At 61.2% G+C, this 23245-nt stretch carries 22 protein-coding genes and 1 pseudogene; 13 read left to right on the forward strand and 10 right to left on the reverse strand.

From position 1 onward, the window contains the following. The first annotated feature begins 1 nt into the window (after position 1). The 5 genes from DJ564_RS04245 to DJ564_RS04265 all read left to right on the forward strand — a co-directional run bounded on the left by DJ564_RS04245 (position 2) and on the right by DJ564_RS04265 (position 5597). Entirely contained in the window at positions 2–559 is a 558-nt protein-coding gene (locus DJ564_RS04245) for an NUDIX hydrolase (protein ID WP_109627788.1), read from the forward strand. A 178-nt stretch (positions 560–737) separates the two neighbouring features. Continuing rightward, positions 738–1109: a translation initiation factor Sui1 gene (locus DJ564_RS04250; RefSeq protein WP_109627789.1), complete on the forward strand. Its 372-nt coding sequence runs from the start codon at positions 738–740 to the stop codon at positions 1107–1109. Between the two features lie 223 nt (positions 1110–1332). Continuing rightward, a complete protein-coding gene (gene speA / locus DJ564_RS04255) occupies positions 1333–3246 on the forward strand; it encodes an arginine decarboxylase (protein WP_109627790.1) in 1914 nt (637 codons plus the stop codon). A 234-nt stretch (positions 3247–3480) separates the two neighbouring features. Then, on the forward strand, positions 3481–4803 hold the full coding sequence (locus tag DJ564_RS04260; RefSeq protein WP_109627791.1) for a type VI secretion system Vgr family protein: 1323 nt from the start codon (positions 3481–3483) through the stop codon (positions 4801–4803). After that, on the forward strand, positions 4800–5597 hold the full coding sequence (locus tag DJ564_RS04265; protein ID WP_109627792.1) for a DUF4123 domain-containing protein: 798 nt from the start codon (positions 4800–4802) through the stop codon (positions 5595–5597). Before DJ564_RS04260 ends, DJ564_RS04265 begins: the two co-directional genes overlap by 4 nt. A gap of 48 nt (positions 5598–5645) precedes the next feature. On the opposite strand, the gene DJ564_RS04270 is transcribed toward DJ564_RS04265, so the two are convergent. Both DJ564_RS04270 and DJ564_RS04275 read right to left on the reverse strand, forming a co-directional pair. Beyond that, positions 5646–6995, reverse strand: coding sequence for an MATE family efflux transporter (locus DJ564_RS04270; RefSeq protein ID WP_109627793.1), 1350 nt, complete (start codon positions 6993–6995; stop codon positions 5646–5648). Positions 6996–7145: 150 nt separating this feature from the next. Continuing rightward, entirely contained in the window at positions 7146–7439 is a 294-nt protein-coding gene (locus tag DJ564_RS04275; protein WP_109627794.1) for a hypothetical protein, read from the reverse strand. Positions 7440–7697: 258 nt separating this feature from the next. Between DJ564_RS04275 and DJ564_RS04285 the strand changes: the two genes are divergently transcribed. From DJ564_RS04285 to DJ564_RS04300, 4 genes are read left to right on the forward strand one after another with little or no spacing between them, the layout of a single operon-like run. Next, the gene (locus tag DJ564_RS04285; protein ID WP_109627796.1) at positions 7698–8000 is read left to right on the forward strand and encodes a MazG-like family protein; all 303 of its coding nucleotides are present in this window, start codon (positions 7698–7700) and stop codon (positions 7998–8000) included. Continuing rightward, the gene (locus tag DJ564_RS04290) at positions 8000–8749 is read left to right on the forward strand and encodes a methyltransferase domain-containing protein (RefSeq protein WP_109627797.1); all 750 of its coding nucleotides are present in this window, start codon (positions 8000–8002) and stop codon (positions 8747–8749) included. Before DJ564_RS04285 ends, DJ564_RS04290 begins: the two co-directional genes overlap by 1 nt. Before the next feature lie 12 nt (positions 8750–8761). Further along, entirely contained in the window at positions 8762–9379 is a 618-nt protein-coding gene (locus DJ564_RS04295) for a DUF4136 domain-containing protein (RefSeq protein WP_109627798.1), read from the forward strand. 54 nt (positions 9380–9433) lie between these two features. Then, a complete protein-coding gene (locus DJ564_RS04300) occupies positions 9434–9991 on the forward strand; it encodes a DUF4136 domain-containing protein (protein ID WP_109627799.1) in 558 nt (185 codons plus the stop codon). A 69-nt stretch (positions 9992–10060) separates the two neighbouring features. On the opposite strand, the gene DJ564_RS04305 is transcribed toward DJ564_RS04300, so the two are convergent. After that, positions 10061–10915, reverse strand: a complete 855-nt coding sequence (locus DJ564_RS04305; protein ID WP_109627800.1) for a MaoC/PaaZ C-terminal domain-containing protein — start codon at positions 10913–10915, stop codon at positions 10061–10063. Positions 10916–10917: 2 nt separating this feature from the next. After that, positions 10918–12270, reverse strand: a complete 1353-nt coding sequence (locus tag DJ564_RS04310) for a 3-oxoacyl-ACP reductase (protein WP_109627801.1) — start codon at positions 12268–12270, stop codon at positions 10918–10920. Between the two features lie 265 nt (positions 12271–12535). On the opposite strand from DJ564_RS04310, the gene DJ564_RS04315 reads away from it, so the two are divergent. Continuing rightward, on the forward strand, positions 12536–13813 hold the full coding sequence (locus tag DJ564_RS04315; protein WP_109627802.1) for an acetyl-CoA C-acetyltransferase: 1278 nt from the start codon (positions 12536–12538) through the stop codon (positions 13811–13813). Here the strand turns inward: DJ564_RS04315 and DJ564_RS04320 are convergent. Then, the gene (locus DJ564_RS04320) at positions 13800–14828 is read right to left on the reverse strand and encodes a bile acid:sodium symporter family protein (protein ID WP_109627803.1); all 1029 of its coding nucleotides are present in this window, start codon (positions 14826–14828) and stop codon (positions 13800–13802) included. The genes DJ564_RS04315 and DJ564_RS04320 overlap by 14 nt on opposite strands. Positions 14829–14912: 84 nt before the next feature. Between DJ564_RS04320 and DJ564_RS04325 the strand changes: the two genes are divergently transcribed. Continuing rightward, positions 14913–15704 (forward strand): helix-turn-helix transcriptional regulator, encoded by a 792-nt coding sequence (locus DJ564_RS04325; RefSeq protein WP_109627804.1) that lies wholly within the window; start codon positions 14913–14915, stop codon positions 15702–15704. 179 nt (positions 15705–15883) lie between these two features. Here the strand turns inward: DJ564_RS04325 and DJ564_RS32725 are convergent, their stop codons facing one another. Further along, entirely contained in the window at positions 15884–16651 is a 768-nt protein-coding gene (locus tag DJ564_RS32725) for a methyl-accepting chemotaxis protein (protein WP_370655161.1), read from the reverse strand. A gap of 90 nt (positions 16652–16741) precedes the next feature. Continuing rightward, a pseudogene (locus tag DJ564_RS32730) lies at positions 16742–17932 on the reverse strand (cache domain-containing protein); the annotation flags it as partial. Positions 17933–18276: 344 nt separating this feature from the next. Here DJ564_RS32730 and DJ564_RS04335 point away from each other — a divergent pair. Next, positions 18277–19170 (forward strand): PA4780 family RIO1-like protein kinase, encoded by an 894-nt coding sequence (locus DJ564_RS04335; RefSeq protein ID WP_109627806.1) that lies wholly within the window; start codon positions 18277–18279, stop codon positions 19168–19170. A 207-nt stretch (positions 19171–19377) separates the two neighbouring features. Here DJ564_RS04335 and cueR read toward each other — a convergent pair whose 3' ends face one another. The 3 genes from cueR to DJ564_RS04350 all read right to left on the reverse strand — a co-directional run bounded on the left by cueR (position 19378) and on the right by DJ564_RS04350 (position 22829). Further along, positions 19378–19791 (reverse strand): Cu(I)-responsive transcriptional regulator, encoded by a 414-nt coding sequence (gene cueR / locus DJ564_RS04340; protein WP_109627807.1) that lies wholly within the window; start codon positions 19789–19791, stop codon positions 19378–19380. Next, complete coding sequence (locus DJ564_RS04345) at positions 19788–22181, reverse strand: heavy metal translocating P-type ATPase (RefSeq protein ID WP_109627808.1); 2394 nt, start codon at positions 22179–22181, stop codon at positions 19788–19790. Before DJ564_RS04345 ends, cueR begins: the two co-directional genes overlap by 4 nt. A 264-nt stretch (positions 22182–22445) precedes the next feature. After that, positions 22446–22829, reverse strand: coding sequence for a hypothetical protein (locus tag DJ564_RS04350; RefSeq protein ID WP_109627809.1), 384 nt, complete (start codon positions 22827–22829; stop codon positions 22446–22448). A 147-nt stretch (positions 22830–22976) separates the two neighbouring features. On the opposite strand from DJ564_RS04350, the gene DJ564_RS04355 reads away from it, so the two are divergent. Continuing rightward, positions 22977–23174 (forward strand): heavy-metal-associated domain-containing protein, encoded by a 198-nt coding sequence (locus DJ564_RS04355; protein ID WP_109627810.1) that lies wholly within the window; start codon positions 22977–22979, stop codon positions 23172–23174. The last annotated feature ends 71 nt before the right edge of the window (positions 23175–23245 follow it).

The following is a 23245-nucleotide window of genomic DNA, read 5'->3' on the forward strand; positions in this document are numbered from 1 at the left end:
CATGGTCGATAACGCCAAAGAGGCCGCCCATCGCGCGGCCTCGGATGCCGAACAGATCGCCTGGGTCGACGAGCAGGACAACCTGCTCGGCGCCCTGGTCCGTTCCGACCTGCGCGAACGCGGGCTGATCGGGCGGGGCACCTACATCATGCTGTTCAATTCCGCGGGTGAACTGTGCGTTCACCGTCGAACCCTGAGCAAGGCCATTTACCCCGGTTACTGGGACGTGGCGGCAGGCGGCATGGTGCTCGCCACCGAGACGTATGCCGAATCGGCTGCGCGTGAACTGGAAGAAGAACTGGGTGTGAGCGGCGTGGAATTGAGCGCCCATGACCACTTTTTCTTCGAGGACACCGGCAATCGTCTCTGGTGTTCGGCGTTTTCGGCGGTGTGGGACGGCCCCTTGATCCTGCAACCGGAAGAGGTGCTGGAAGCGCGCTTTATCCCTATCGATCAGGTCCTGCTGGAAATCCAGCAAAAGCCTTATTGCCCGGACTCTCTGGCTGCGTTGAAGCGCTATCTTCGGGCTCGCGGGGATGACGTCGCAAAAGAGCTATAAATTGGCGCCGATTGGCTCTTAGCAAGTCGGCTTTTTGCCGTTACACTGCGCGACCTTTTCAAACTGAACCAGCGTTGCCTGGCTCAGTAGCGCTGCCCCTGCCTGAGTGGGGCTTCGCGGTCGATGGCAGCTTCCCAAGTTGCCGCGACCAGTCTTTGTCCTCCCAAGAGGATTGCCGGTGGCCAAAAAAGCCGCATCCTTCGCCGCCCTTGGTGGCCTGGTATTTTCCACCGACGCAGGTCGTCATTGCCCCGAGTGCAGTAAACCGGTGGACGCCTGCATCTGCAAACAGACCGTTATCCCGGCCGGCGACGGCATCGCTCGCGTGCGTCGCGAAAGCAAGGGTCGCGGCGGCAAGACGGTGACGACCATCACCGGCGTGCCGTTGGCGGAAGAAGCGCTCAAGGACCTGGCCACCACGTTGAAGAAACGCTGTGGCACCGGTGGAGCGTTGAAAGACGGAATCATCGAAATCCAGGGCGATCATGTCGAGCTACTCTTGGCTGAACTGATCAAACTGGGATTCAAAGCGAAGAAGTCCGGCGGCTAGCAGCCTCTGTGAAAACCACCCTCGGCTTGATCCAGTCCCGATTCAACTCTGGCCTGGCGTCGTCTACATGGTTTTCACAGAGCCTGTTCTGACCGGTTTCTAAACTCAGCGCTGAATGTGAGGTCTATGGCCCTTGCATGCAGGCTAATCGTCATTTTCATTCTTTAGACTGCGCCGGCCTGAACCCAGGCGACGCTCTATGACTTCTTTATAGGGGACTTCAATGTCCGTACGACGCACACGCAAAGACGATGGCAGCCAATGGACAGTTGCGGACAGCCGCAGTGTTTACGGGATTCGCCATTGGGGGGCCGGGTACTTCGCGATCAATGACGCCGGTCGCGTCGAAGTTCGTCCGAACGGTCCGACCAGTTCGCCTATCGACCTCTTCGAGCAAGTCGACCAGCTGCGTAAAAGCGGCCTGTCCTTGCCGTTGCTGGTGCGTTTCCCAGACATTCTGCAAGACCGCGTGCGTCAGCTGACCGGCGCCTTCGATTCCAATATCGAGCGTCTGGAATACCAGAGCAAGTACACCGCGCTGTACCCGATCAAGGTGAACCAGCAAGAAGCGGTGATCGAAAACATCATCGCCACCCAGGATGTTTCCATCGGTCTGGAAGCCGGCTCCAAGCCTGAGTTGCTGGCCGTATTGGCCCTGGCACCGAAGGGCGGCACCATCGTCTGCAACGGTTACAAGGACCGCGAGTTCATCCGTCTGGCGCTGATGGGCCAGAAGCTGGGTCACAACGTGTTCATCGTGATCGAGAAAGAATCCGAAGTTGAGCTGGTGATCGAAGAAGCCGCGTCGCTGAAGGTCAAGCCTCAGGTTGGCCTGCGCGTGCGCCTGTCGTCCCTGGCGTCTTCGAAGTGGGCGGACACCGGCGGCGAGAAATCCAAGTTCGGCCTGTCGGCGGCGCAACTGCTGTCGGTGGTCGAGCGTTTCCGCGCGGCGGGCCTGGATCAGGGCATTCGCCTGCTGCACTTCCACATGGGCTCGCAGATCGCCAACCTGGCGGATTACCAGCACGGTTTCAAGGAAGCGATTCGTTACTACGGCGAACTGCGCAACCTCGGCCTGCCGGTTGACCACATCGACGTCGGTGGCGGTCTGGGCGTCGACTACGACGGTACGCACTCGCGCAACGCCAGTTCGATCAACTACGACATGGATGATTACGCCGGTGTCGTGGTCGGGATGCTCAAGGAATTCTGCGACGCGCAGAGCCTGCCGCACCCGAACATCTTCTCCGAAAGCGGCCGCTCGCTGACCGCTCACCACGCCATGCTGGTAGTGCAGGTGACCGACGTCGAGAAGCACAACGACGACGTGCCGAAGATCGAGAATAAGGAAGAACTGCCGGAAACCGTACAGTGGCTGGTTGACCTGTTGGGCCCGACCGACATCGAGATGGTCACCGAAACCTACTGGCGCGCCACGCACTACATGAGCGACGTGGCCACCCAGTACGCCGATGGCAAGCTGACCCTTGCCGAAAAAGCCCTGGCCGAGCAATGCTACTTCGCCGTGTGCCGTCGCCTGCACAACTCGTTGAAGGCGCGTCAGCGTTCGCACCGTCAGGTGCTCGACGAACTCAACGACAAGCTGGCCGACAAGTACATCTGCAACTTCTCGGTATTCCAGAGCCTGCCGGACACCTGGGCCATCGGCCAGGTCCTGCCGATTCTGCCGCTGCACCGTCTCGACGAAGAGCCGCTGCGCCGCGCCGTGCTGCAGGATCTGACCTGCGACTCCGACGGCAAGATCAAGCAATACGTCGACGAGCAGAGCATCGAAACCAGCCTGCCGGTTCACGGTTTGAACGAAGGCGAGGATTACCTGCTGGGTATCTTCCTGGTCGGCGCCTACCAGGAAATTCTCGGCGACATGCACAACCTGTTTGGTGACACCGATTCGGTGAACATCTACCAGAACGCCGATGGCAGCGTGTACCACGCCGGTATCGAGACCCACGACACCATCGAAGACATGCTGCGTTACGTGCACTTGTCGCCGGAAGAGCTGATGACCCACTACCGCGACAAATGCGCCAGTGCGCGCATCACTGCCGCCGAGCGTACCCAGTTCCTCGACGCACTGCGCCTGGGCCTGACCCGTTCGTCTTACCTGTCTTCTTGAGGTAAGGCACCGCTCTCAGCAGGTTGTCTGAAAACTTTCCGTACGCTGCGGGAAATTTCAGATGGCCTGTTGGGACGCTTCCCCGATTTCAAACGAAATGACTCACATCCCCAGCTATCCGCGCGATGCGGTCCTCTTTTCGCGTAGGTCATTTCCTAAGTTGTACTTCGGCACTCTACTCGGCCAACTCTCTCGGAGAGAATCCCCGGCCGCCCCTCCTGTAGAGAATCGCCGATGTTCGATCCAGTCAACGAGCCGTCATTTCGTCTGGATGTAGAGGGTCTGCCCGACCCTGTTGAAGTCTTGGCTTTTACCGGCAGTGAAGCAATCAGCGAACCCTTCGTGTTCGACGTGGATCTGCTGATCGATGACCCGACATTGGACCTGGCAAGCCTGCTGTACCGCCCGGCCTTTTTGCATCTCGGGCCGCCGGGGACCGGTTTTCACGGGCAATTGCATGAGCTTGTCCAGGCTGGCCACGGTGCTGCGCCCAGGCTTTGTCGTGTGCGTCTGAAGCCGAAACTGGCGTGCCTGGCCCAGCGTTTCAGCCAGCGCATTTTCAGCAACCGGTCTGTACCCGAGATCCTCGCGCAGGTGCTCAAGGAGCATGGCATTGACGGTAAGGATCTGCGCCTTGACCTGAGCTGCGATTACCCGCCGCGTGATTTCTGCACGCAGTACCGGGAATCGGACCTGCAGTTCCTCCAGCGTCTGTGTGCGCAGGAACGACTTCATTACCACTTCGAGCATCGCCAGCGCGGTCACTGTCTGGTCTTTGGTGATGCGCGAGGACAATTTCCTCGGGAAGCCGAGATGGTTTTTGAGCCCTGCACCGAACAGCCCGGCGTGCAGCAGTTCAAGGTTCAAGGCAACGCGCAGGCTGGCGAAGGTCAGACAAATCTGACGACGTTACGCAGCGGTCAGCGCGTTCTGCTGTCCGGCCATCCATGTGCCGACTGGAATCGTGTCTGGCTGCTGATCCATGTCGAGCATCAGGGGGGGCAGGCGCCGGGGGTTGCGTATGGCAACCGGATCCGCGCTGTTGCCGGGGCGTTACCGCTCGCAGTGCCTCATTTGGTCATGAGCCCACGGATGCACAGCCTGCAGCGGGCTTGGGTCGTTGATGTCGATGAGCCGCAACCCGATTCATCCAGGCCCGTTGCTGTGCAGTTCGACTGGGTTTATCAGGGTGAAGGCGCCAAGCCCAGCCACTGCTGGCTGCCGTTGGCACCGGAATTGGGCGATGCGCACACCCTGTCGCTGAGTGAAGGCGCGCAGGTGCTGGTGAGTTTTATCGAGGGGGATCCTGATCAACCGTTAATCACCGGGTTTTTTCCCGGACAACCCTGCACCCAAGCGTCGGTCTTGCCCGAACTTCCACCCACCGTGGCGACAGAAGACAACGCTACCGTCGACGGACTAGTGCGTTTATTGCAATCCAGCGAACCGGTCGTGTTGCTGTGTCTGATGCCCGGTGGGGGCAGTTTCAGCCATTGCGCACACGCCTTCTGCACCTGCCGGGCAGCGACGCAGCTTGGCCAGAGCGGTGCGGCATGATCGTCGCCCAGACGCCGGACTCAACCGCGCAGTGGTTGTTGCTCGACGTACCGGGGGAGCCTGGGGCTGGTGCGATGCTGCTCCAGCAGTTTGCGCAGACCCGGCGGTTCTGGCTGTTCGATGACACCGAGTTGCAGCCGATACGCGAGCACGGGCCGCTGTTGGTCGACCTCAAGGGCTGCCCGGCGCTGGCCGAGCTGTGCCTGCGCGAACCGCACAGCTGGAGTGGTTTGTTACTGGTCAGTGAGGCCTCGCCGTCGCAGTTGCTCGAGCATTTACGCCGCATGCTCACGGTCACCTTTGGCCTGCACCACCGCGCGTTGTTGAGTTACTACAACCCCCACACCGCCAGTTACTTTTTCGATGCCTGCGATGCCCTGGAACTGAGTCGCTGGCTGGGGCCGATCAGTCAGTTGCGCTGGTTCGGCGGCACCTGGGCCGACAGGGCAATCGGCAGCCGGGGTTGGCAACAGTTGTTCAATCCTGGGCTTGCCGTCAGCCCATTGGCCATCGAAGAAAACCTGACGCCTCGTCAGCGGGACACCTTGCAAACCTGCCTGCTTGAACAGCACGCCTGGCATTGGAGCCAGTCCACCGGCACCGACTACACCCGCCTGTGGTCCCATATGCAGGAAGGGCTGGCGCTGGGTTTCAGCAAACGCCCGGTGCTCGATGGCTGGATATGGCTGCGCTTGCAATACCCTGACGCTACGCCCGTGCAGCCATTGTCGGGGATGAGCCAGCAGGAGCGTCTCGATAGCCTGCGCAACCTGTGGCAGAACGATCAATCCTGAACACGGGGTTCGACATTGATGTGCGACCCCTGGCTGCAGCAGGCTGACTCAATGAGCCCTGCCTGTAAACCAGCCGTCGTTCTTGCGCAGGAACCAGGCAAACGCCCCGAGGGTCAGGCTGCGCAATGCCATGAACAACAGGAACGTTATCCACAGTCCATGGTTGCCCAAACCTTGCAGTGCCCAGGCGAACGGGAGCAGCAGAATGACCGTCAACAGCATGCCGTTGCGCATTTCCCGGGCACGGGTGGCGCCGATGAACAGCCCGTCGAGCAGGTAACTCCAGACGGCGATCAGCGGCAGTGCGGCGAGGTAGGGCAGGTAGATAAACGCGGTGTCGCGCACACTCTGGATGTCGGTCTGCATCTCGATGAACAGATGTCCGGCGAAGGCGAACAGCACGGCAAAGCCCACACTCGCCAGCAATGACCAGCCGCAGGCAACCACCAAGGAGCGACGCAGCGCCTCTCGATCACGCGCGCCGATGGCATGCCCGCACAGGGCTTCCACGGCATGGGCCAGGCCATCCAGCGCGTGGGCGGTCAGCAGCAAGCCGTTGAGCAGCAGGGCGTTCGCGGCGACGGTGGCATCACCGAGCCGCGCGCCTTGAACGGTGATCAGGAAAAACACCGATTGCAGCGCCAGGCTGCGGATGAAAATGTCGCGGTTGACCGCCAGCAATGGTCGCCAGCTCTGCCACAGCGCCAGTGCGGCCCAGGCGATATGGCCGGGGTAGGCGCGCAGGGCTTTGCGGGTCATGAACAAGCCGATCAGGGCGCCGGTCCATTCGGCGATCACCGACGCCCGGGCTGCCCCGACCACGCCCCAGTCCAGGCCGAGGACGAACCACAGGTTCAGCGCGATGTTCACCAGATTGGTGCTCAGCAGAATTGCCAGCGGTGCCCGTGCGTTCTGGGTGCCAAGGAACCAGCCGACCAGCGCATAACTGGCCAGCGCCGCGGGCAAGCCGAAGAGCCTTGTGTGGAAAAATTCGCGGGTGAGCTGGTCGAGTTCGGCCGAGGGTTGCATGAAGTGCAGCGCGACACCACTCAACGGGACGCCCAATGCGCCCAGGACAATCGCCAGCCCCATCGCCAGCAACAAACCCTGCAACAGAATCTGCCGCAACGCCGCGCCATCTCCGCGCCCGGCAGCCTGGGCGGCGAACCCCGTCGTGCCCATGCGCAGAAATCCCATGCCCCAGGCCAGAAAGGTATACAGGCTGGCCCCGACCGCGACGGCGCCCAACTGATGGGCGTGGGGCAGGTGGCCGATGACGGTACTGTCGACCAGTGCCACCAGCGGAACGGAAATGTTCGAAAGAATCATCGGCGCAGCCAGCGCCCAGACCCGACGATGGGTTGTGCGGTCGCGCCAGTCGGCGATCAGGTTGGACATGCAGGCTCCTTGGGGGAGCGGGCATTGTAGCGGGAGGTCCGATTTAATGTGGGAGCGGGCTTGCTCGCGAATACGGATTGTCAGGCGACATCAATATCGACTGTAAGGCCGCCTTCGCGAGCAAGCCCGCTCCCACAGGGGATGTCGGTGTCAGTGGATGATCCAGCTCAGCAACCACAGCCCCAACAGCAACCAGATAATCCCCATGATGATCGACGCATTCATAAACGCCCGGATCGCCGACCACAACAGCATCAACCCCAGGATCAGCGCAATGATGCTGATAATCGAAGTATCCATCCCCAACGCACGGGACAAGCCTTCGACAAAATTGCTGCCGGCGTGGCTCAACAGGTTGAACAAGCCGCTGAGGCCGTCAACGATAAAACGGATAACCGAACCGAGTGCCTGGCCGAGCCATTCGAAAAAACTTTCTACCTGCATATCGTGAACGTCCTGATGTAAGTGGTGGCGTGCTTGCCGGACTTGAGCCTTGGGCCATGGATTGCGGCGGCGAGTTCCCCACAAGCATAGAGGGTTGCATGGGCCCTGTGGGAGCGGGCTTGCTCGCGATGGCGGTCTGTCAGTCAACATCGGCGGTGGATTTCAGTCCGCTTTCGCGAGCAAGCCCGCTCCCACAGGAAAAGCACCCTTGCCATCCCCGGCCATCCCCCCGAAGCTATACGCCTTCAGGAGAGCCCGATGAACCTTGTTGAACTGACCGAACGCCTGCACGCCATCCGTGACCGCAATGACTGGCGGCAATTTCACAGCCCAAAAAACCTGGCCATGGCCGCGAGCGTGGAAATGTCCGAGCTGGTGGAGATTTTCCAGTGGCTGACCGAAGACCAGTCGCGCCAGTTGCCGGCGGACAAACTGGCCCACGCCGGGCAGGAAATCGGCGACATCGTCCTCTATCTACTGCTGCTGTGCGGCGAGCTGGGCTTGGACATGAATGAAGTGGTGCGCAGCAAACTCGCAGACAGCGAAAAGAGGTTCAGCTGATGAGCGATCGTCATTTCGATCAACTGGCGACCCGATTCGCCGAGAAAATCTATGGCGGTGCCAAAGGCGCGATCCGTCTGGCGGTGCTTCAGGCCGACCTGGCCGAAACCCTGCCGGACCGTCCGCTGCGAGTACTGGATATCGGCGCGGGCCTGGGCCACATGTCGTTGTGGCTGGCCCAGCGCGGTCATGACGTCACGCTGGCCGAACCCGCCGAACCGATGCTCGAAGGCGCCCGCCAGCGTTTCGCCGACGCCGGACAGACCGCCACGTTCATTCAGGCACCGTGGCAGGACTTGCTCGGTCAGCTCACCGAGCCCTACGACCTGGTGCTGTGCCATGCGGTGCTGGAATGGCTGGCCGAACCCCACGCGATCCTGCCGGTGCTGCATCAGTTGACCCAGCAGGATGGCTGGCTGTCACTGGCCTTCTACAACCGCGATGCGCTGATTTACCGCAACTTGCTCAAAGGTCATTTCCGCAAGATGCGCAAGAACGACATGGCCGGCGAGAAGCAGAGCCTGACCCCGCAGCAGCCCCTTGATCCGCGCGAACTGGCGGCGCAACTTGAGGGCCTGTGGCAGGTCGAAACCCAGAGCGGGGTGCGGGTTTTTCACGACTACATGCCAGTGGAATTCCAGGCCCGCGCCGAACTCGTGGACTTGCTCGAAATGGAGCTGGCCCACCGCCGCCACCCAAGCTTTGCCGGGCTTGGGCGCTATTTACACTGGATCTGTCGGCCGGTCTGATCGGAGCGCAACATGAAAAGTCGTTCAGGGTTACTGGTGATCTGTCTCGGGTTGGCGGCCTGCCAGGGCAGCAACCCTTATGTGGCGACTTCCAACCCGTTGCCGCCGGCACCGCCTCAAGCGGCCAGCACCTTCGACCGCAGCGCCTACCCGGCACCGCCGCGTGACTACGGGCGTTACCGCAGTTGGGCCTGGCTCGACGGGCAACTGCCACCGGGCAGTGCCTGGGCGGACTCGGCCCAGGTCGCCGAAGCCGTCAGCAACGCCCTCGATCAGCGCGGCTTGCGCCCGTTGCACGATAACAACCGTCCGGCTGACCTGTTTGTCAGCGCCAATCTGCATCTGGAAACCCGTTTACGCCAGGTTCGGGATGACTACGGTTATTACGGCGGTGGTTATGGCGGCTACAACCGCTACGGCAACGGCTATGGCATGTACAACACGGTGCCGATTGTGCGCACGTATCAGGAACAGGTCGTGGTGGTGCGGGTCGATTTGTTCGACGCTCAGAGCGGCCAACCGGTGTGGAGTGCCAGCGCCGAAACCGGCAATCGCGGCAGTCAGAGCGAGCGTGCCGACGCGATAAGGGAGGCTGTAGAAAAGGCCATGTCGGCGTATCCTCCCAGTTAGCTTTTGTTGTCTGGAAGACTTTCACAGGTTCATGTCTTCAACCGGAGAACCATCATGATCCGCCGTTTTGCTCTACTGGCCATCGCCGCGCTGCTCAGTGCCTGCGCCGCCAACCAGGTCAACAATGACTTCGATGCCAGCCGCGACTTCGCCGCCTATCGCAGCTGGTCCTGGAAAGAACCGGCCCTGCAATATCGCCCCGATGATCCACGGATCAAGAGCGACCTGACCGAACAGCGCATCCGCCAATCGGTGGCCGACCAGCTGGATCAGCGTGGCCTGCGCCCGGCCGCCGCTGGCAGCAAGGGAAATCTTGACGTCCAGACCTACCTGATCGTCGAAGAACGCCAGCAACAGGTGACCACCAACTATGGCGGCGGTTGGGGCAATCCATGGAACGGTTATTGGGGCGGGCCCATGTACAACGAAACCCGCAACGTGACCTATAAGGTGGCGACCATCCAGATCGACCTGATTGATGGCAAGGACGGCAAACTTGTGTGGCGTGGCAGCGATGAGCAAATGCTCAGCCGCACGACAAATCCGTCGGATCGCAGCACGGCGATACGTGAAACGGTGGGGCGGATCCTCGCCAACTATCCACCGCACTAATCCTCAAACGACCCCCCCTGTGGGAGCGAGCCTGCTCGCGATAGCGGTCGTTCAGGCACAAGAGATCAATCAGGCAATCGGCCGCCAATGCCCCACCATATGCTCCAGATCCCCCGCGCCCACTAACTGAAAATCCCCACTGGCCCCTGCCGCACTGGCCAGCAACGTCACCTCGCTCGGTAACCGCACCGGTTTCCGGAACTGCACCGCAATCTCGACATTCGCCGTGGGCAGATGCTCACTCAACGCCGCCAATGTCCGGGCCTTGTTCCACAGTCCATGAGCAATGGCTGTGGGAAAGCCAAACAGCTTGGCGCTCGCCGCACTCAGGTGAATCGGGTTGTAGTCCCCGGACACTTTCGCGTACTGGCGGCCAATGTCGGTCGGCGCTTCCCAGCGAGTCACTTCGGTCAGCGCCGTTGTCGATGCCAGGACTTCCTCGACCGGTTCCCCTTCAAGCTTGACCCCGCGGCACAGCATCTGGCTTTCAGCCTCCCACAGCGGCCCCAACTGATCGTCGAGCGACGTCACCAGGTCGAATGTCGCCCCCTTGGCGTGGGGTTGCAAATTCTGCACCTGCACACTGACCCGCACGCGGTGCACGCCGCCCATAGGGCGCAAGACGCGAATGCGATTGCTCAGGTGAATCAACCCCAGCAGCGGGAACGGAAAGTCCTTGGCCGTGAGCAATTGCATCTGCAAGGCAAACGCCAGAATGTGTGGATAGGTCGGCGGCAGCAAGCCGTTGTCGGCAAAACCGCAGACCTTGCGATACGCCGCCAGGCGTTGCGGATCGACTTCGACCGAGCAGCGCAAACCCGTGTCGGGCAATGTGGTGCCGGTGATTTTGCGCCGTGTCGCCGCCCGTACATACAGACCGGTCAGGCTCGGTTCGCGGTTGAGTGTGTGCCAATCGGTGATCATCTTTATGCCCCCAAGACACTTTGCCCGCAGACTCGCAGCGCTTGCCCGGTGAACGCGCCGGTGCCCGGTTGAGCGAGCCACGCGACCGCTTCGGCGACGTCTTGTGGCAGGCCGCCCTGGCCCAATGAACTCATGCGCCGCCCGGCCTCGCGAATACCGAATGGCAGGTGCGCGGTCATCTGGGTTTCGATGAATCCCGGCGCCACCGCGTTGATGCTGATACCGCGCTGATCCAGCAGCGGCGCCCAGGCCTGGGCCAGACCGATCAGCCCGGCTTTGCTCGCGGCGTAGTTGGTTTGTCCGCGATTGCCGGCGATGCCGCTGATGGACGCCAACAGAACCACCCGCCCGTTGTCATGCAAGGTGCCGCTGTCGAGCAGAGCCTTGGTCAGCATTTGCGGCGCATTCAGGTTGACCGCGAGCACCGCGTCCCAGAATTCCGGGGTCATGTTGGCCAGGGTTTTATCGCGGGTGATGCCGGCGTTGTGGACCACGATGTCGACGCCGTCGGGCAGCAGTTCGATCAACTGCGCTGCGGCGTCTTCGGCGCAAATGTCCAGGGTGATGCTGCGCCCGCCGAGGCGTGCGGCGAGCGCGTCGAGATCGGTCTTGGCCGGTGGCACGTCGAGCAGAATCACCTCGGCGCCGTCACGGGCCAGGGTTTCTGCGATGGAGGCACCAATACCGCGCGCGGCTCCCGTGACCAGCGCCTTGCGCCCGGCCAGTGGGCGAGTCCAGTCCGACACTTGCGTATCGCAGGCCTTCAAGCGAATCACTTGCCCGGACACGAACGCACTTTTGGGCGAGAGGAAAAACCGCAGCGGCCCTTCGAGTTGATCCTCGGCGCCTTCACCGACATAGATCAGCTGCAAGGTGCCGCCACTGCGCAATTCCTTGGCCAGCGAACGGCTGAACCCTTCTACCGCACGCTGTGTGCTGGCGGCGAACGGGTCGCTCAATGTCTCTGGTGCACGCCCCAGAATCACCAGGTGCACGCTGTGGTCGAGGTTTTTTATCAGCGGCTGGAAGAACTCGCGCAGCTGTTTGAGCTGGTCGGTCTGCACCAGGTCGCTGGCGTCGAACACCACGGCCTTGAGCTTGGGGCCGTGGCCGGGAATCCACGCGGTGGCCAGGGACGGCTCGGTGCCGTAGCTGTAGATCGCGTCGGTCAGGCGGTTGGCGAAGGCGCTGACTTTCTCCGTCAGCGGGCCGCCGCCAATCAACAGCGCCCCTTCGACAGGCCGCAGCCGGCCTGCCTGCCAACGCTCCAGGCGCACCGGGGACGGCAGTCCCATGGCCCCGACCAGACGATGGCCGATGGAGGAATTGGCGAAGTCGATATAACGGTCAGACATGGAACGCACTCCGGCAGCTGGGGTTCAAAGTGTGGACCACGAATGGCAATCAGTCGTTCGATCCACGAGATTAGGCCTACGCTTGAACTCAGCAGATTAGTTGGAACACCGGATTTATGGGCGATGAGGTCACTGTGGGAGCGGGCTCGCCCGCGAAGAGGCCAGCACATTCAACATCTCTGTTGGCAGACCTGACGCTTTCGCGAGCAAGCCCGCTCCCACAGGGGACCGGTTTTCAAATTGAATTTTTCACAAGGAGCTTTTCATGACTCAGCTGCGCCGCGTCGCGATTATCGGCGGTAACCGTATTCCCTTCGCCCGCTCCAATGGGCCGTACGCCACCGCCAGTAACCAGGCGATGCTCACCGCAGCGCTCGAAGGCTTGATCGAACGCTACAACCTGCATGGCCTGCGTATCGGCGAAGTGGTCGCGGGGGCGGTCCTCAAGCTGTCCCGCGACATGAACCTGACGCGCGAGTGTGTGCTCGGTTCACGGTTGTCCCCTTATACGCCGGCCTATGACATTCAACAGGCGTGCGGCACAGGTCTGGAAGCGGCGTTGCTGGTCGCGAACAAGATTGCCTTGGGACAGATCGATTGCGGCATTGCCGGTGGCGTCGATACCACCTCGGATGCGCCGATCAGCGTCAGTGAAGGTTTGCGCCGGGTGCTGCTGCAAGCCAATCGCGCGAAGACCACCGGCGACAAACTGAAATCCTTTCTACAGCTGCGTCCCCGGGACTTGATCCCGGAGTTCCCGCGCAACGGCGAACCGCGCACAGGCTTGTCCATGGGCCAACACTGCGAATTGATGGCCCAGACCTGGAACATACCCCGCGAAGATCAGGATCAACTGGCGCTGGAGAGTCACCAAAAACTTGCCGCGTCTTACACCGAGGGCTGGCACAACGACCTGATGACGCCGTTCCTCGGCCTGACCCGCGACAACAATCTGCGTCCGGACCTGACCCTGGAAAAGCTCGCCACCTTGAAACCGGCCTTCGAGAAAAGCGCCAAGGGCACGATGACGGCGGGCAACTCCACGCCGCTCACCGACGGCGCGTCGCTGGTGCTGCTGGGCAGTGAAGAATGGGCGAAGGAACGTGGCTTGCCGATCCTTGCATATTTGCGTGACGGCGAGGCTGCGGCGGTGGATTTCGTCAACGGTGCCGAAGGGCTGTTGATGGCGCCGGTGTACGCGGTGCCACGCTTGCTGGCGCGCAACGGACTGACCTTGCAGGACTTCGACTATTACGAAATCCACGAAGCCTTCGCGGCGCAGGTGCTTTGCACGTTGAAGGCCTGGGAGGATCCGGAGTATTGCAAAACCCGCCTTGGTCTCGACGCGCCGCTGGGCTCCATCGACCGCAGCCGTCTCAACGTCAAAGGCAGCTCACTGGCGGCCGGGCATCCGTTTGCCGCGACCGGCGGGCGCATCGTCGCCAACCTGGCGAAGTTGCTCGACGCGGCGGGCAAGGGCCGAGGCTTGATCTCGATCTGCGCCGCTGGCGGTCAAGGCGTGACGGCGATTATCGAGCGCTGATCAGTTCGGCATTCTGCTGCGCGACGCGTTCGCGGTTGCGGTTGGCGTAACTCTCGGCCATCACCGAGCAGACGATCAGCTGCAACGGGTGATAAATCATGATCGGCAGCAGAATCAAACCAAGGCCCGGGTTGGCACCGAAGATCAACGCGGCCATCGGCGCACCGGCGGCCAGAGATTTTTTGCTGGCGCAGAACACCGCCGCGATCTCATCCGCCGGGCTGAATTTCAAGGCGCGGGCGGTGCGGGTGGTCATCCACAGGATGACCGCCAGCAGGATCGCGCTGCCGAGCAATGCCGTGAGAATCACGCTGTTGCCCTGTTGTTGCCACATCCCCGAGACCATCGAGTTGCAGAACGCCGAGTACACCAGCAACAGGATCACCAGCTTGTCGACGATGTTGGTGTAGCGCTTGTGCCGGGCAAAGAATTTGCCGCACAACGGCCGCATCAGTTGGCCGAGCACCAGCGGCAACAGCAACATGGCGCAGAGGTCGAGCAGGGTTGAGCCCAGATCGATGCCGCCGGCACCGCTGCCGACCACGAGGCTCACCAGCAACGGCGTGAGGAAAATCCCCAGCACACTGGACAGGCTTGCGTTGAGAATCGCCGCCGGCACGTTGCCGCCTGCGCTGCCGGTCAGGGCCACGGAAGACGAAATGGTCGAGGGCAGGGCGCACAGGTAGAAGAAACCGAGCATCAGCAGCGATGGAATGTGCGAACCCAACAGCTTGTCACTCAGCCACCAGATCAGCGGGAACACCGCAAAGGTGAAGCCCTGAACCATCACGTGCAGCTTCCAGTTCTTCAGGCCATGGCTGATCTGCTCGCTGGACAGGTTGACCCCATGCAGGAAGAACACCAGGAACACGCCGATGTTGATCACATACTCGGCGTGCATCCCGCCGCCCGTAGCACCGAAGACCGGGAAGAAATACGACAGCAGCGTGGCGATCAGCATGCCGCACAAGAACCAGTCGGTGACCACGCGTTTGAGGTGTTTGAAGACATGCATAACCGTCACCGAATACATTTGTAAGAATTGATGACTTAGCCTAACGTCGGCCCTGTCTGCCGTCTTGCGACATAAGGCCAATCAATGCCGAGTAACGGACAACTTTCCCTCGAACGAGCGATTCCGACGCTGAAAGCGTTGCCGCGTCCGCTGTTCGCGAGGGCGGAAAGTCTGAATGCCGGGTCGTGGACGCCGCCTCATCGCCACGACTGGGTCCAGTTTTCCTACGCCATCAGCGGTGTTCTCGGCGTGCACACTGCGGAAGGCAGCTTCTTTGCGCCGCCGCAGTGGGGAATCTGGATTCCGGCGGATCTCGAACATCAGGTGGTGACCTCGATGCGCGCTGAGATGCGCAGCCTCTACGTGCGCCGTGAGAATTGCGAATGGGCCGATGGGCGTTGCCGGGTGCTGGAAGTCACGCCGCTGGCCCGTGAGCTGATCAAGAGTTTTTGCCTGCTGCCGGTGGAATATCCACAGGGCGATAGCCAGGAAGCGCGATTGGTGAATGTGCTGCTGGATCAGTTGGCGAATCTGCCGGAGGTGGGGTTTTCCCTGCCGTTACCGCGACATGAGCGGTTGCTCGGGTTGTGCAATGAGCTGATCGAAAGTCCGGAGCTGAACGTGACGTTGCAGGAATGGGCGCAGCGGTTGGGGATGTCGCAGAAGACGCTGATGCGCTTGTTCCAGCGCGAAACGGGGCTGAGTTTTCGCGGCTGGCGGCAGCGGGTGCGGTTACTGTCGTCGTTGAGCTTGCTGGAGGAGGGCGACAGCGTGACCAATGCGGCGCTGTCTTGCGGGTATGACTCGACGTCGGCGTTTATTGCGGCGTTCAAGGGGTTGTTTGGGTTTACACCGGGGGAGTTGTTTCGGCAGTGAGATCCAGCCCTCTCCCCACGGGGGAGAGGGGAAAGGGAGCCGATCTTCATGGTTTTCGACAACTGAGTTCGACTCGGTTTCTCAGGTCGATAATTTTCTTAAGAAAACATCAATTAGTCCCCTCGCCCCTCTGGGGAGAGGGTTAGGGTGAGGGGTGGATCTAAAACCACCCCCCATTCTCAAGTCCTGAAGCGGCGAACCAAACCATCCAGTTCATTCGACAATCCCGCCAGGCTCTGGGAGTCCAGTCGCGCGGAGTTCGCCAGTTCTGCCACTAATTGCGCATCGCCATGGATCTGGCTGATGTGCCGATTGATGTCTTCCGCCACCTGATGCTGTTCTTCCGCCGCCGTGGCGATCTGCGTGTTCATGTCGCGAATCACATCCACCGACTCACGAATCAGCCCGAAACTGCTGCGCGCTTCACCGATGCGGGTCACCGATTGTTGCGACACTTCCAGGCTCGCATGCATCTGTTGAGTCACTTGGCTGGTGCGCTTGGCCAGGTTGCCCAGCAAGCCATCGATTTCCGCCGTGGAATCCGCCGTGCGTTTGGCCAGTGCCCGGACTTCATCTGCCACCACTGCAAACCCGCGACCTTGCTCACCGGCCCGTGCAGCCTCAATGGCGGCGTTCAGGGCCAGCAGGTTGGTCTGTTCGGCAATCGAGCGAATGGTCCCCAGGATCGACTGGATGTCGTTGCTGTCGCGTTCGAGCTGTTGCATCGACTGCGCCGACTGTTCGATTTCCTGGCTCAGGCGATCAACGCTGGTCACGGCCGCATCAATCTGTTGCTGACCTTGACGCGCCTGGCGCTGGCCACTGTCGGCGGATTCTGCCGCCTGGCTGCATGAGCGCGCGACTTCGTTGGCGGTGGCGACCATTTCATGGAACGCCGTGGACACCATGTCCACCGCTTCACGCTGGCGCCCGGCGGCTTCAGCCATGTCGCTGGAAACCTGGGTCGAGCTCTTGGAGGTGGCGAGGATTTTGGTTGCGGCGCCGCCGATGCTTTGGATCAGGTTGCGAATCGCCGTCAGGAACTGGTTGAACCAGTTGGCCAATTGCGCAGTTTCGTCGTTGCCACGGATTTCCAGGTTCTTGGTCAGGTCGCCTTCACCTTGGGCGATGCCTTCCAGGCCGCTGGCCACGCTGCGGATCGGCCGCACGATGACACTGGCGAAACTGGCGCCGAGGACGGCGAAGACCACCGCCAGCACGGTGGCGATGATTGCGATCAGCCAGGTCAGTTGGGTCGCGGAGCTCATCACGTCGTTTTGCTTGATCAGGCCGATGAAGGTCCAGCCCAGTTGCTCCGACGGCCAGACGTTGGCCATGTAACGCTCGCCATTCAACTCGACTTCCACCAGGCCTTTGCCGGCCTTGGCCAGTTGCGCGTAACCCTCGCCCAGGCTGCTCAAAGCCTTGAAGTTGTGTTCCGGTTGCTTCGGATCGACCAAAACGGTGCCGGTGTTCTCCAGCAACATCAGGTAGCCGGTTTCACCGAGCTTGATCTGTTTGACGATTTCGGTGAGTTGCTTGAGCGTCACGTCGATGCTGACCACGCCGCCGTTGCTGCCCAATTTGTTGTCGATGGTGCGCACGGTGCTGACGTAAGTTGCATCGTCCTGAGCCCAGTAATAGGCCTCGGTGCGAAACGGCTTACCCGGTTTGGCCTGGGCCGCCTTGTACCAGGGGCGTTGGCGCGGGTCGTAATTGTTCAGCTTGGCATCGTCCGGCCAGGACACATAACCGCCGGCCGCGGTGCCGAGGATGGCGTAGGCGTAGGACGGATGGCTGTTACCCAGGTCCTGCAGGAGGCTGAAGACTTTTTTGTCCATCTCGCCTTGCGGAATGCTCTCGGCGTTGGCGCTCATGTAGGTCTTGAGGCTGTCGTCGGAGTCCTTGATCAGCGGTTGCTTGGCCAGGTAATCGACGTTCTGGCTGATGCCGTCGAAGAAAAGTTGCATGGCGTTGCTGACCTGACGAATTTCGCGGCCACTGCCGTCGACGAAATCCTCCTTGGCGTCACTGCGCAAGTTCAGCACAACGAGGGTGGCGACCAGCACCACGGGCAGGCAGGCGATAATTGCAAACGCCCAGGTCAACTTCTGTTTGATGTTCATCCGCGCTCCAGATTTTTCTTGTAGGCCCACGCAGTGCAGATGACTCGCGGATTTTGGCAGCCGTAAACGTTGTTGATCAACCCGGATCCTTGAGCGCGCCATCGTTTTTTTGGTCGGAACGATTGTCGGACAAATCACTCTGTCACTGAGGACTTCGGCTGAATGAAGGGGAAATTGAGGCCGGTTGAGAAAAATCCTACGAAGGGTTTGAACTTCGGTGTCAGCTTCTGTCGTAAATGCCCTCACACCCCTTCGTCACCAAGTGGCGCAGGCTCAGCTATGATCTCGGGCGGCCAATGGCGGCCGGCTATGATTGACCGATTTATCCGGCACATTGTGTGCATCTCGACGTTCATAGGTCGGCAACCCCTCCCCCGAACGAGTGGATTGCCGTATAACGAATGACTTTCGCGTGTTTGGTAATAAAGGACCCACAATAAAAGCTGATGAAGACTCCAAAACGCATTGAACCCCTGATCGAGGACGGTCTGGTCGACGAGGTGCTGCGCCCACTCATGAGTGGTAAAGAAGCAGCTGTTTATGTGGTGCGCTGCGGTAACGAGTTACGTTGCGCGAAGGTCTACAAGGAGGCGAATAAACGCAGTTTCCGTCAGGCGGCCGAATATCAGGAAGGCCGCAAGGTGCGCAACAGCCGTCAGGCGCGAGCGATGGCCAAAGGCTCGAAATTCGGCAAGAAAGAAACCGAAGACGCCTGGCAGAACGCCGAAGTGGCGGCTTTGTTCCGTTTGGCCGGTGCGGGTGTCCGGGTGCCCAAGCCGTATGACTTCCTCGAAGGCGTATTGCTGATGGAACTGGTGGCCGATGAGTACGGCGATGCCGCGCCGCGTCTGAATGACGTGGTGCTGGAGCCGGACCAGGCGCGCGAATATCACGCGTTCCTGATTTCGCAGATCGTTCTGATGTTGTGTACCGGTCTGGTGCACGGTGACCTGTCCGAGTTCAATGTGCTGTTGACCCCGACCGGCCCGGTGATCATCGACTTGCCGCAAGCGGTTGACGCGGCGGGCAACAACCACGCGTTCAGCATGCTGGAGCGGGACGTGGGCAACATGGCCTCCTACTTTGGCCGGTTTGCGCCAGAGTTGAAAAAGACCAAGTACGCCAAGGAAATGTGGGCACTGTACGAAGCGGGCACCTTGCACCCGGCCAGTATCTTGACCGGCGAGTTCGACGAGCCGGAAGAGTTGGCCGATGTTGGCGGGATCATGCGCGAGATCGAGGCGGCACGCCTGGATGAAGAGCGCAAGCAAGCGGTGCGCGCGGCAGATGACGCGCCACCGGGCAAAACCGAAGAACCGCCTCCACCGTGGATGCAGTGATCGGTTAACGAAAAACCCGGCTTCGGCCGGGTTTTTTGTAGATGATTTTTAGGAACCGCGTCGACTGCATCGCGGGCAAGCCACGCTCCCACAGGATTTGTGTCGACCATGAAGCCCGGGTTTGACACAAATCCTGTGGGAGCGTGGCTTGCCCGCGATGGGGCCGTCACATTCAAAATCAATCCGCCTGACACTCCGCTTTGGCGATCAGGCGCGAACAGGTTGCGCGCAGCAGCCCGACTCCAGGTTCTTGAGGATCGGGCAGTCGGGGCGATGGTCGCCCTGGCAGTGCTCGACCAAGTCCTGCAGAGTGTCGCGCAACTGACCGAGTTCGAGGATTTTCTGGTTCAGTTCGTCGATATGCTGGCGGGCCAGGGCCTTTACGTCGGCACTGGCTCGCTGGCGGTCCTGCCAGAGGGTCAGCAGTTTGCCGACCTCTTCCAGTGAAAACCCCAGGTCCCGGGAGCGCTTGATGAACGCCAGCGTGTGCAGGTCGTCGTCGCCATAAACGCGGTAGCCGCTGTCGGTGCGATGGGCGGCCTTGAGCAAGCCGATGGACTCGTAATAACGAATCATCTTCGCGCTCAGGCCGCTATGCAGGGCTGCTTGGCCGATGTTCATCGATTGTCCTCCAGGTCCTTGGGTTTCCAGGTTTTCAACAGTAGCGCATTGCTCACCACGCTGACGCTCGACAACGCCATCGCCGCGCCGGCCAGCACCGGGTTGAGGAAGCCGAACGCGGCCAGTGGAATGCCAATCAGGTTATAGACGAACGCCCAGAACAGGTTTTGCCGGATCTTCGCGTAGGTCTTGCGGCTGATGTCCAGCGCGGCAGGCACCAGCCGTGGATCACCGCGCATCAGGGTGATCCCTGCAGCGTGCATGGCCACGTCGGTGCCACCACCCATGGCGATGCCGATGTCGGCGGCCGCCAGGGCCGGGGCGTCGTTGATGCCATCGCCGACCATAGCCACCACGCCGGTTTTCTTCAGTTCGGCGACCGTAGCGGCTTTGTCTGCCGGCAAGACTTCGGCGTGGACATCGGTAATGCCCAGCGCTTCGGCAACCACCTTGGCGCTGCCACGGTTATCGCCGGTCAGCAGGTGGCTGCTGATGTGGCGTGCGCTGAGCTGTTGCACCGCCTGCAACGCACCGGGTTTGAGCGTGTCACCGAACGCGAACAGGCCCAGTACGGTTGGCTTGGGGCTTTGTTCGATCAGCCAGGAGAGGGTGCGGCCTTCGGTTTCCCAAGCGGTTGCGGAGTCACCCAGTTTCCCTGCGCTCAAACCGCCTTCTTCCAACAGCCTGCGATTACCCAAGGCCAAACGACGACCGTCGAGGGTGCCAGCGATGCCACGACCGGTCAGCGATTGGCTGTCGTTGACATCGGCCACGGTCAAGCCGCGTTCGGTGCATGCGTCCAGAACGGCCTTGGCCAGCGGGTGTTCACTGCCGCGTTGCAGGGCGCCGGCCATTTGCAGCAGGGCGGCTTCATCACCGTTGATGGCACTCAGATGAGCGATGCGCGGGGTACCCGAGGTCAGCGTGCCGGTCTTGTCGAACACCACGGCGCTGACTTCATGAGCACGTTCCAGTGCTTCGGCGTCCTTGATCAAAATCCCGTAGCGAGCCGCGACGCCAGTGCCGGCCATGATCGCGGTGGGCGTGGCCAGCCCGAGTGCGCAAGGGCAGGCGATGACCAACACCGCAACGGCATTGATCAACGCGGTTTCCATCGGCGCGCCGTACAACCACCAGCCGATCAGAGTCGCGAGCGCGATCAACAGAACGGTGGGAACGAACACCTGGCTGACTTTATCCACCAGTTTCTGAATCGGCGCTCTCGCAGCCTGGGCGTCTTCGACCAGGCGGATGATCCGCGCCAGCACCGTTTCTGCGCCCAAGGCCAAGGTGCGAACCAACAACCGACCTTCGCCATTGATCGCGCCGCCGGTCACTTTGTCGCCGGGTTGTTTGGGCACCGGCAGGCTTTCGCCGCTGATCAGCGCTTCGTCGGCGTGGCTCTGGCCTTCGACCACTTCACCGTCCACCGGGAAGCGTTCGCCGGGCTTGACCATGACCAGGTCATTGAGGCGCAAGGCGCTGATGGCGACGTCCTGCTCGCGGCCGTCGATCACCTGAATGGCGCGCTCCGGGCGCAAGGCTTCGAGGGCGCGGATGGCGCTGGCGGTCTGGCGTTTGGCGCGGCTTTCGAGGTATTTGCCCAGCAACACCAAGGCGATCACCACCGCCGAGGCTTCGAAATACAAGTGCGGCATGCGCCCGGCCGCGGTGGCCCATTCATAAAGACTCAAGCCATAGCCGGCGCTGGTACCGAGGGCGACCAGTAAATCCATGTTGCCGGCCCCGGCGCGCACGGCTTTCCAGGCGGCGACATAAAATCGTGCACCGAAAATGAACTGCACCGGCGTGGCCAACGCGAATTGCACCCAGGCCGGAAGCATCCAGTGCACGCCAAACGGTTGCAGCAACATCGGCAACACCAGCGGCAAGGCGAGGGCGATCGCCATGATCAACGCCCACCGCTCGCGGTGCAGGCGCTGCTGTTGCTGATCGGTTTGCGGGTGTTCGACTTCCCAGACGTTGGCGCCGTAACCTGCCTTGGTCACCGCGGCGATCAGGGTTTGCGGATCGATGTTTCCAAGCAGTTCGAGGTGGGCACGTTCGTTGGCGAGGTTGACGCTGACGCTTTTCACCCCAGGCACTTTGGCCAGCGCCCGTTCGACGCGGCCGACGCAGGAGGCGCAGGTCATGCCGTCGATGCTCAGTTCCAGACTGTGCTGCGGCACGCTGTAACCGGCCTGCTGCACTGCATCCATCAACGCCGGCAGGCTGTCGCTGGGCGCCTGGACCCGGGCCTGCTCGGTGGCGAGGTTGACGCTGACGGCAGAGGCGCCGATGACTTTGCTCAAGGCACGCTCGACACGCCCGGCGCAACTGGCGCAGGTCATGCCGGCAATCGGCAGATCGAACGTAATGGATTCGGACATCGGTCGCGCTCCCTGTAGAAGATGCCTACAGGATCAACCTTGCCATGCTGGCAAGGTCAAGCGCCAGTCTACAAATCGCCGCAGACCCAATGTGGGGGCGGGCTTTTGTGGTGAGGGGATTTATCCCCGTTGGGTGGCGAAGCCGCCCAAAAACCTGCGACCTCGCCGTATCAGTTACACCGAGTGCACTGGTTTACGACTGCTTCGCAGTCGAACGGGGATAAATCCCCTCGCCACAAAAGCTCGCTCCCTCAGGGATTGGCGTCAGTAGTCGAGAGCGGTGGATTTCAGGTACATCCCTTCCTGCGTCATCGCAATCCGGTACTTCAGCACATCCCCGGCTTTGAGGGTGATGTTCTGCGAGCCCGGTGCGAGCATGCCCGGGTTGCAACCCGGTGCCTGGCCCGGCAACAGTTTGAGGCGCAGGGACACATTGCCCGGCGGCAGGTTGAACGAGGTGCTTTGCTCCTGGAACAGCCGCGCCGACAGTTGGTCCTGGATGTACACGCCGATCTCGCAGGAGGTCGCGACTTCCAGGCGCTCGCGGGAAATGATCAGTACGCCATAGTCCTCCCCGGCGGCTTGAACCGAAGGTGTCGCGGCAAATAGGCTGAGGAAGCCAAACAGGCTGAGAGCTGACCAGCGCATGGCTGAATCTCCTGAAGTCGAGTCATTGATGCACGCAGCTTGGCCGAGCGCGCCGCCGATTGCCAGCCCGGCAGATTTCTGCAGAACTTGACCTTGCCATGGTGGCAAGCTCGAGACTGATCGCAACCTCATCAAAGGAGCCACACCATGCAAGTGTTCAACGTTCAAGGCATGTCCTGCGGTCACTGCGTCAAAGCCATTACCCAGGCGCTGCAAGCCAAGGATCCTGCGGCCAGCGTGCGGATCGATCTGGCGACAAAAGAAGTCGGTGTTGAAAGCGCGCTGACGACCGAGCAAGTGATTGCTGCGATCACCGAAGAAGGCTACGACGCCAAACTCGCCTGAATGATGGATGCAGTTCCCTGTGGGAGCGGGCTTTTGTGGTGAGGGGATTTATCCCCGTTCGACTGCGAAGC

The organism is Pseudomonas sp. 31-12 (assembly GCF_003151075.1).
In the GTDB taxonomy this organism is placed as follows: domain Bacteria; phylum Pseudomonadota; class Gammaproteobacteria; order Pseudomonadales; family Pseudomonadaceae; genus Aquipseudomonas.

Bases quoted from the DNA above. Each gene is read 5' to 3' on its own strand.
- DJ564_RS04275 (WP_109627794.1), bottom strand. From the start codon at position 7,439: ATGCAGGTAGAAAGTTTTTTCGAATGGCTCGGCCAGGCACTCGGTTCG.
- cueR (WP_109627807.1), bottom strand. From the start codon at position 19,791: ATGAACATCGGCCAAGCAGCCCTGCATAGCGGCCTGAGCGCGAAGATG.
- DJ564_RS04315 (WP_109627802.1), top strand. From the start codon at position 12,536: ATGACTCAGCTGCGCCGCGTCGCGATTATCGGCGGTAACCGTATTCCC.
- DJ564_RS04245 (WP_109627788.1), top strand. From the start codon at position 2: ATGGTCGATAACGCCAAAGAGGCCGCCCATCGCGCGGCCTCGGATGCC.
- DJ564_RS04310 (WP_109627801.1), bottom strand. From the start codon at position 12,270: ATGTCTGACCGTTATATCGACTTCGCCAATTCCTCCATCGGCCATCGT.
- DJ564_RS04270 (WP_109627793.1), bottom strand. From the start codon at position 6,995: ATGTCCAACCTGATCGCCGACTGGCGCGACCGCACAACCCATCGTCGG.
- DJ564_RS04265 (WP_109627792.1), top strand. From the start codon at position 4,800: ATGATCGTCGCCCAGACGCCGGACTCAACCGCGCAGTGGTTGTTGCTC.
- DJ564_RS04260 (WP_109627791.1), top strand. From the start codon at position 3,481: ATGTTCGATCCAGTCAACGAGCCGTCATTTCGTCTGGATGTAGAGGGT.
- speA (WP_109627790.1), top strand. From the start codon at position 1,333: ATGTCCGTACGACGCACACGCAAAGACGATGGCAGCCAATGGACAGTT.
- DJ564_RS04350 (WP_109627809.1), bottom strand. From the start codon at position 22,829: ATGCGCTGGTCAGCTCTCAGCCTGTTTGGCTTCCTCAGCCTATTTGCC.
- DJ564_RS04290 (WP_109627797.1), top strand. From the start codon at position 8,000: ATGAGCGATCGTCATTTCGATCAACTGGCGACCCGATTCGCCGAGAAA.
- DJ564_RS04355 (WP_109627810.1), top strand. From the start codon at position 22,977: ATGCAAGTGTTCAACGTTCAAGGCATGTCCTGCGGTCACTGCGTCAAA.
- DJ564_RS04305 (WP_109627800.1), bottom strand. From the start codon at position 10,915: ATGATCACCGATTGGCACACACTCAACCGCGAACCGAGCCTGACCGGT.
- DJ564_RS04285 (WP_109627796.1), top strand. From the start codon at position 7,698: ATGAACCTTGTTGAACTGACCGAACGCCTGCACGCCATCCGTGACCGC.
- DJ564_RS04325 (WP_109627804.1), top strand. From the start codon at position 14,913: ATGCCGAGTAACGGACAACTTTCCCTCGAACGAGCGATTCCGACGCTG.
- DJ564_RS04295 (WP_109627798.1), top strand. From the start codon at position 8,762: ATGAAAAGTCGTTCAGGGTTACTGGTGATCTGTCTCGGGTTGGCGGCC.
- DJ564_RS04300 (WP_109627799.1), top strand. From the start codon at position 9,434: ATGATCCGCCGTTTTGCTCTACTGGCCATCGCCGCGCTGCTCAGTGCC.
- DJ564_RS04335 (WP_109627806.1), top strand. From the start codon at position 18,277: ATGAAGACTCCAAAACGCATTGAACCCCTGATCGAGGACGGTCTGGTC.
- DJ564_RS04345 (WP_109627808.1), bottom strand. From the start codon at position 22,181: ATGTCCGAATCCATTACGTTCGATCTGCCGATTGCCGGCATGACCTGC.
- DJ564_RS32725 (WP_370655161.1), bottom strand. From the start codon at position 16,651: ATGGCTGAAGCCGCCGGGCGCCAGCGTGAAGCGGTGGACATGGTGTCC.
- DJ564_RS04320 (WP_109627803.1), bottom strand. From the start codon at position 14,828: ATGCATGTCTTCAAACACCTCAAACGCGTGGTCACCGACTGGTTCTTG.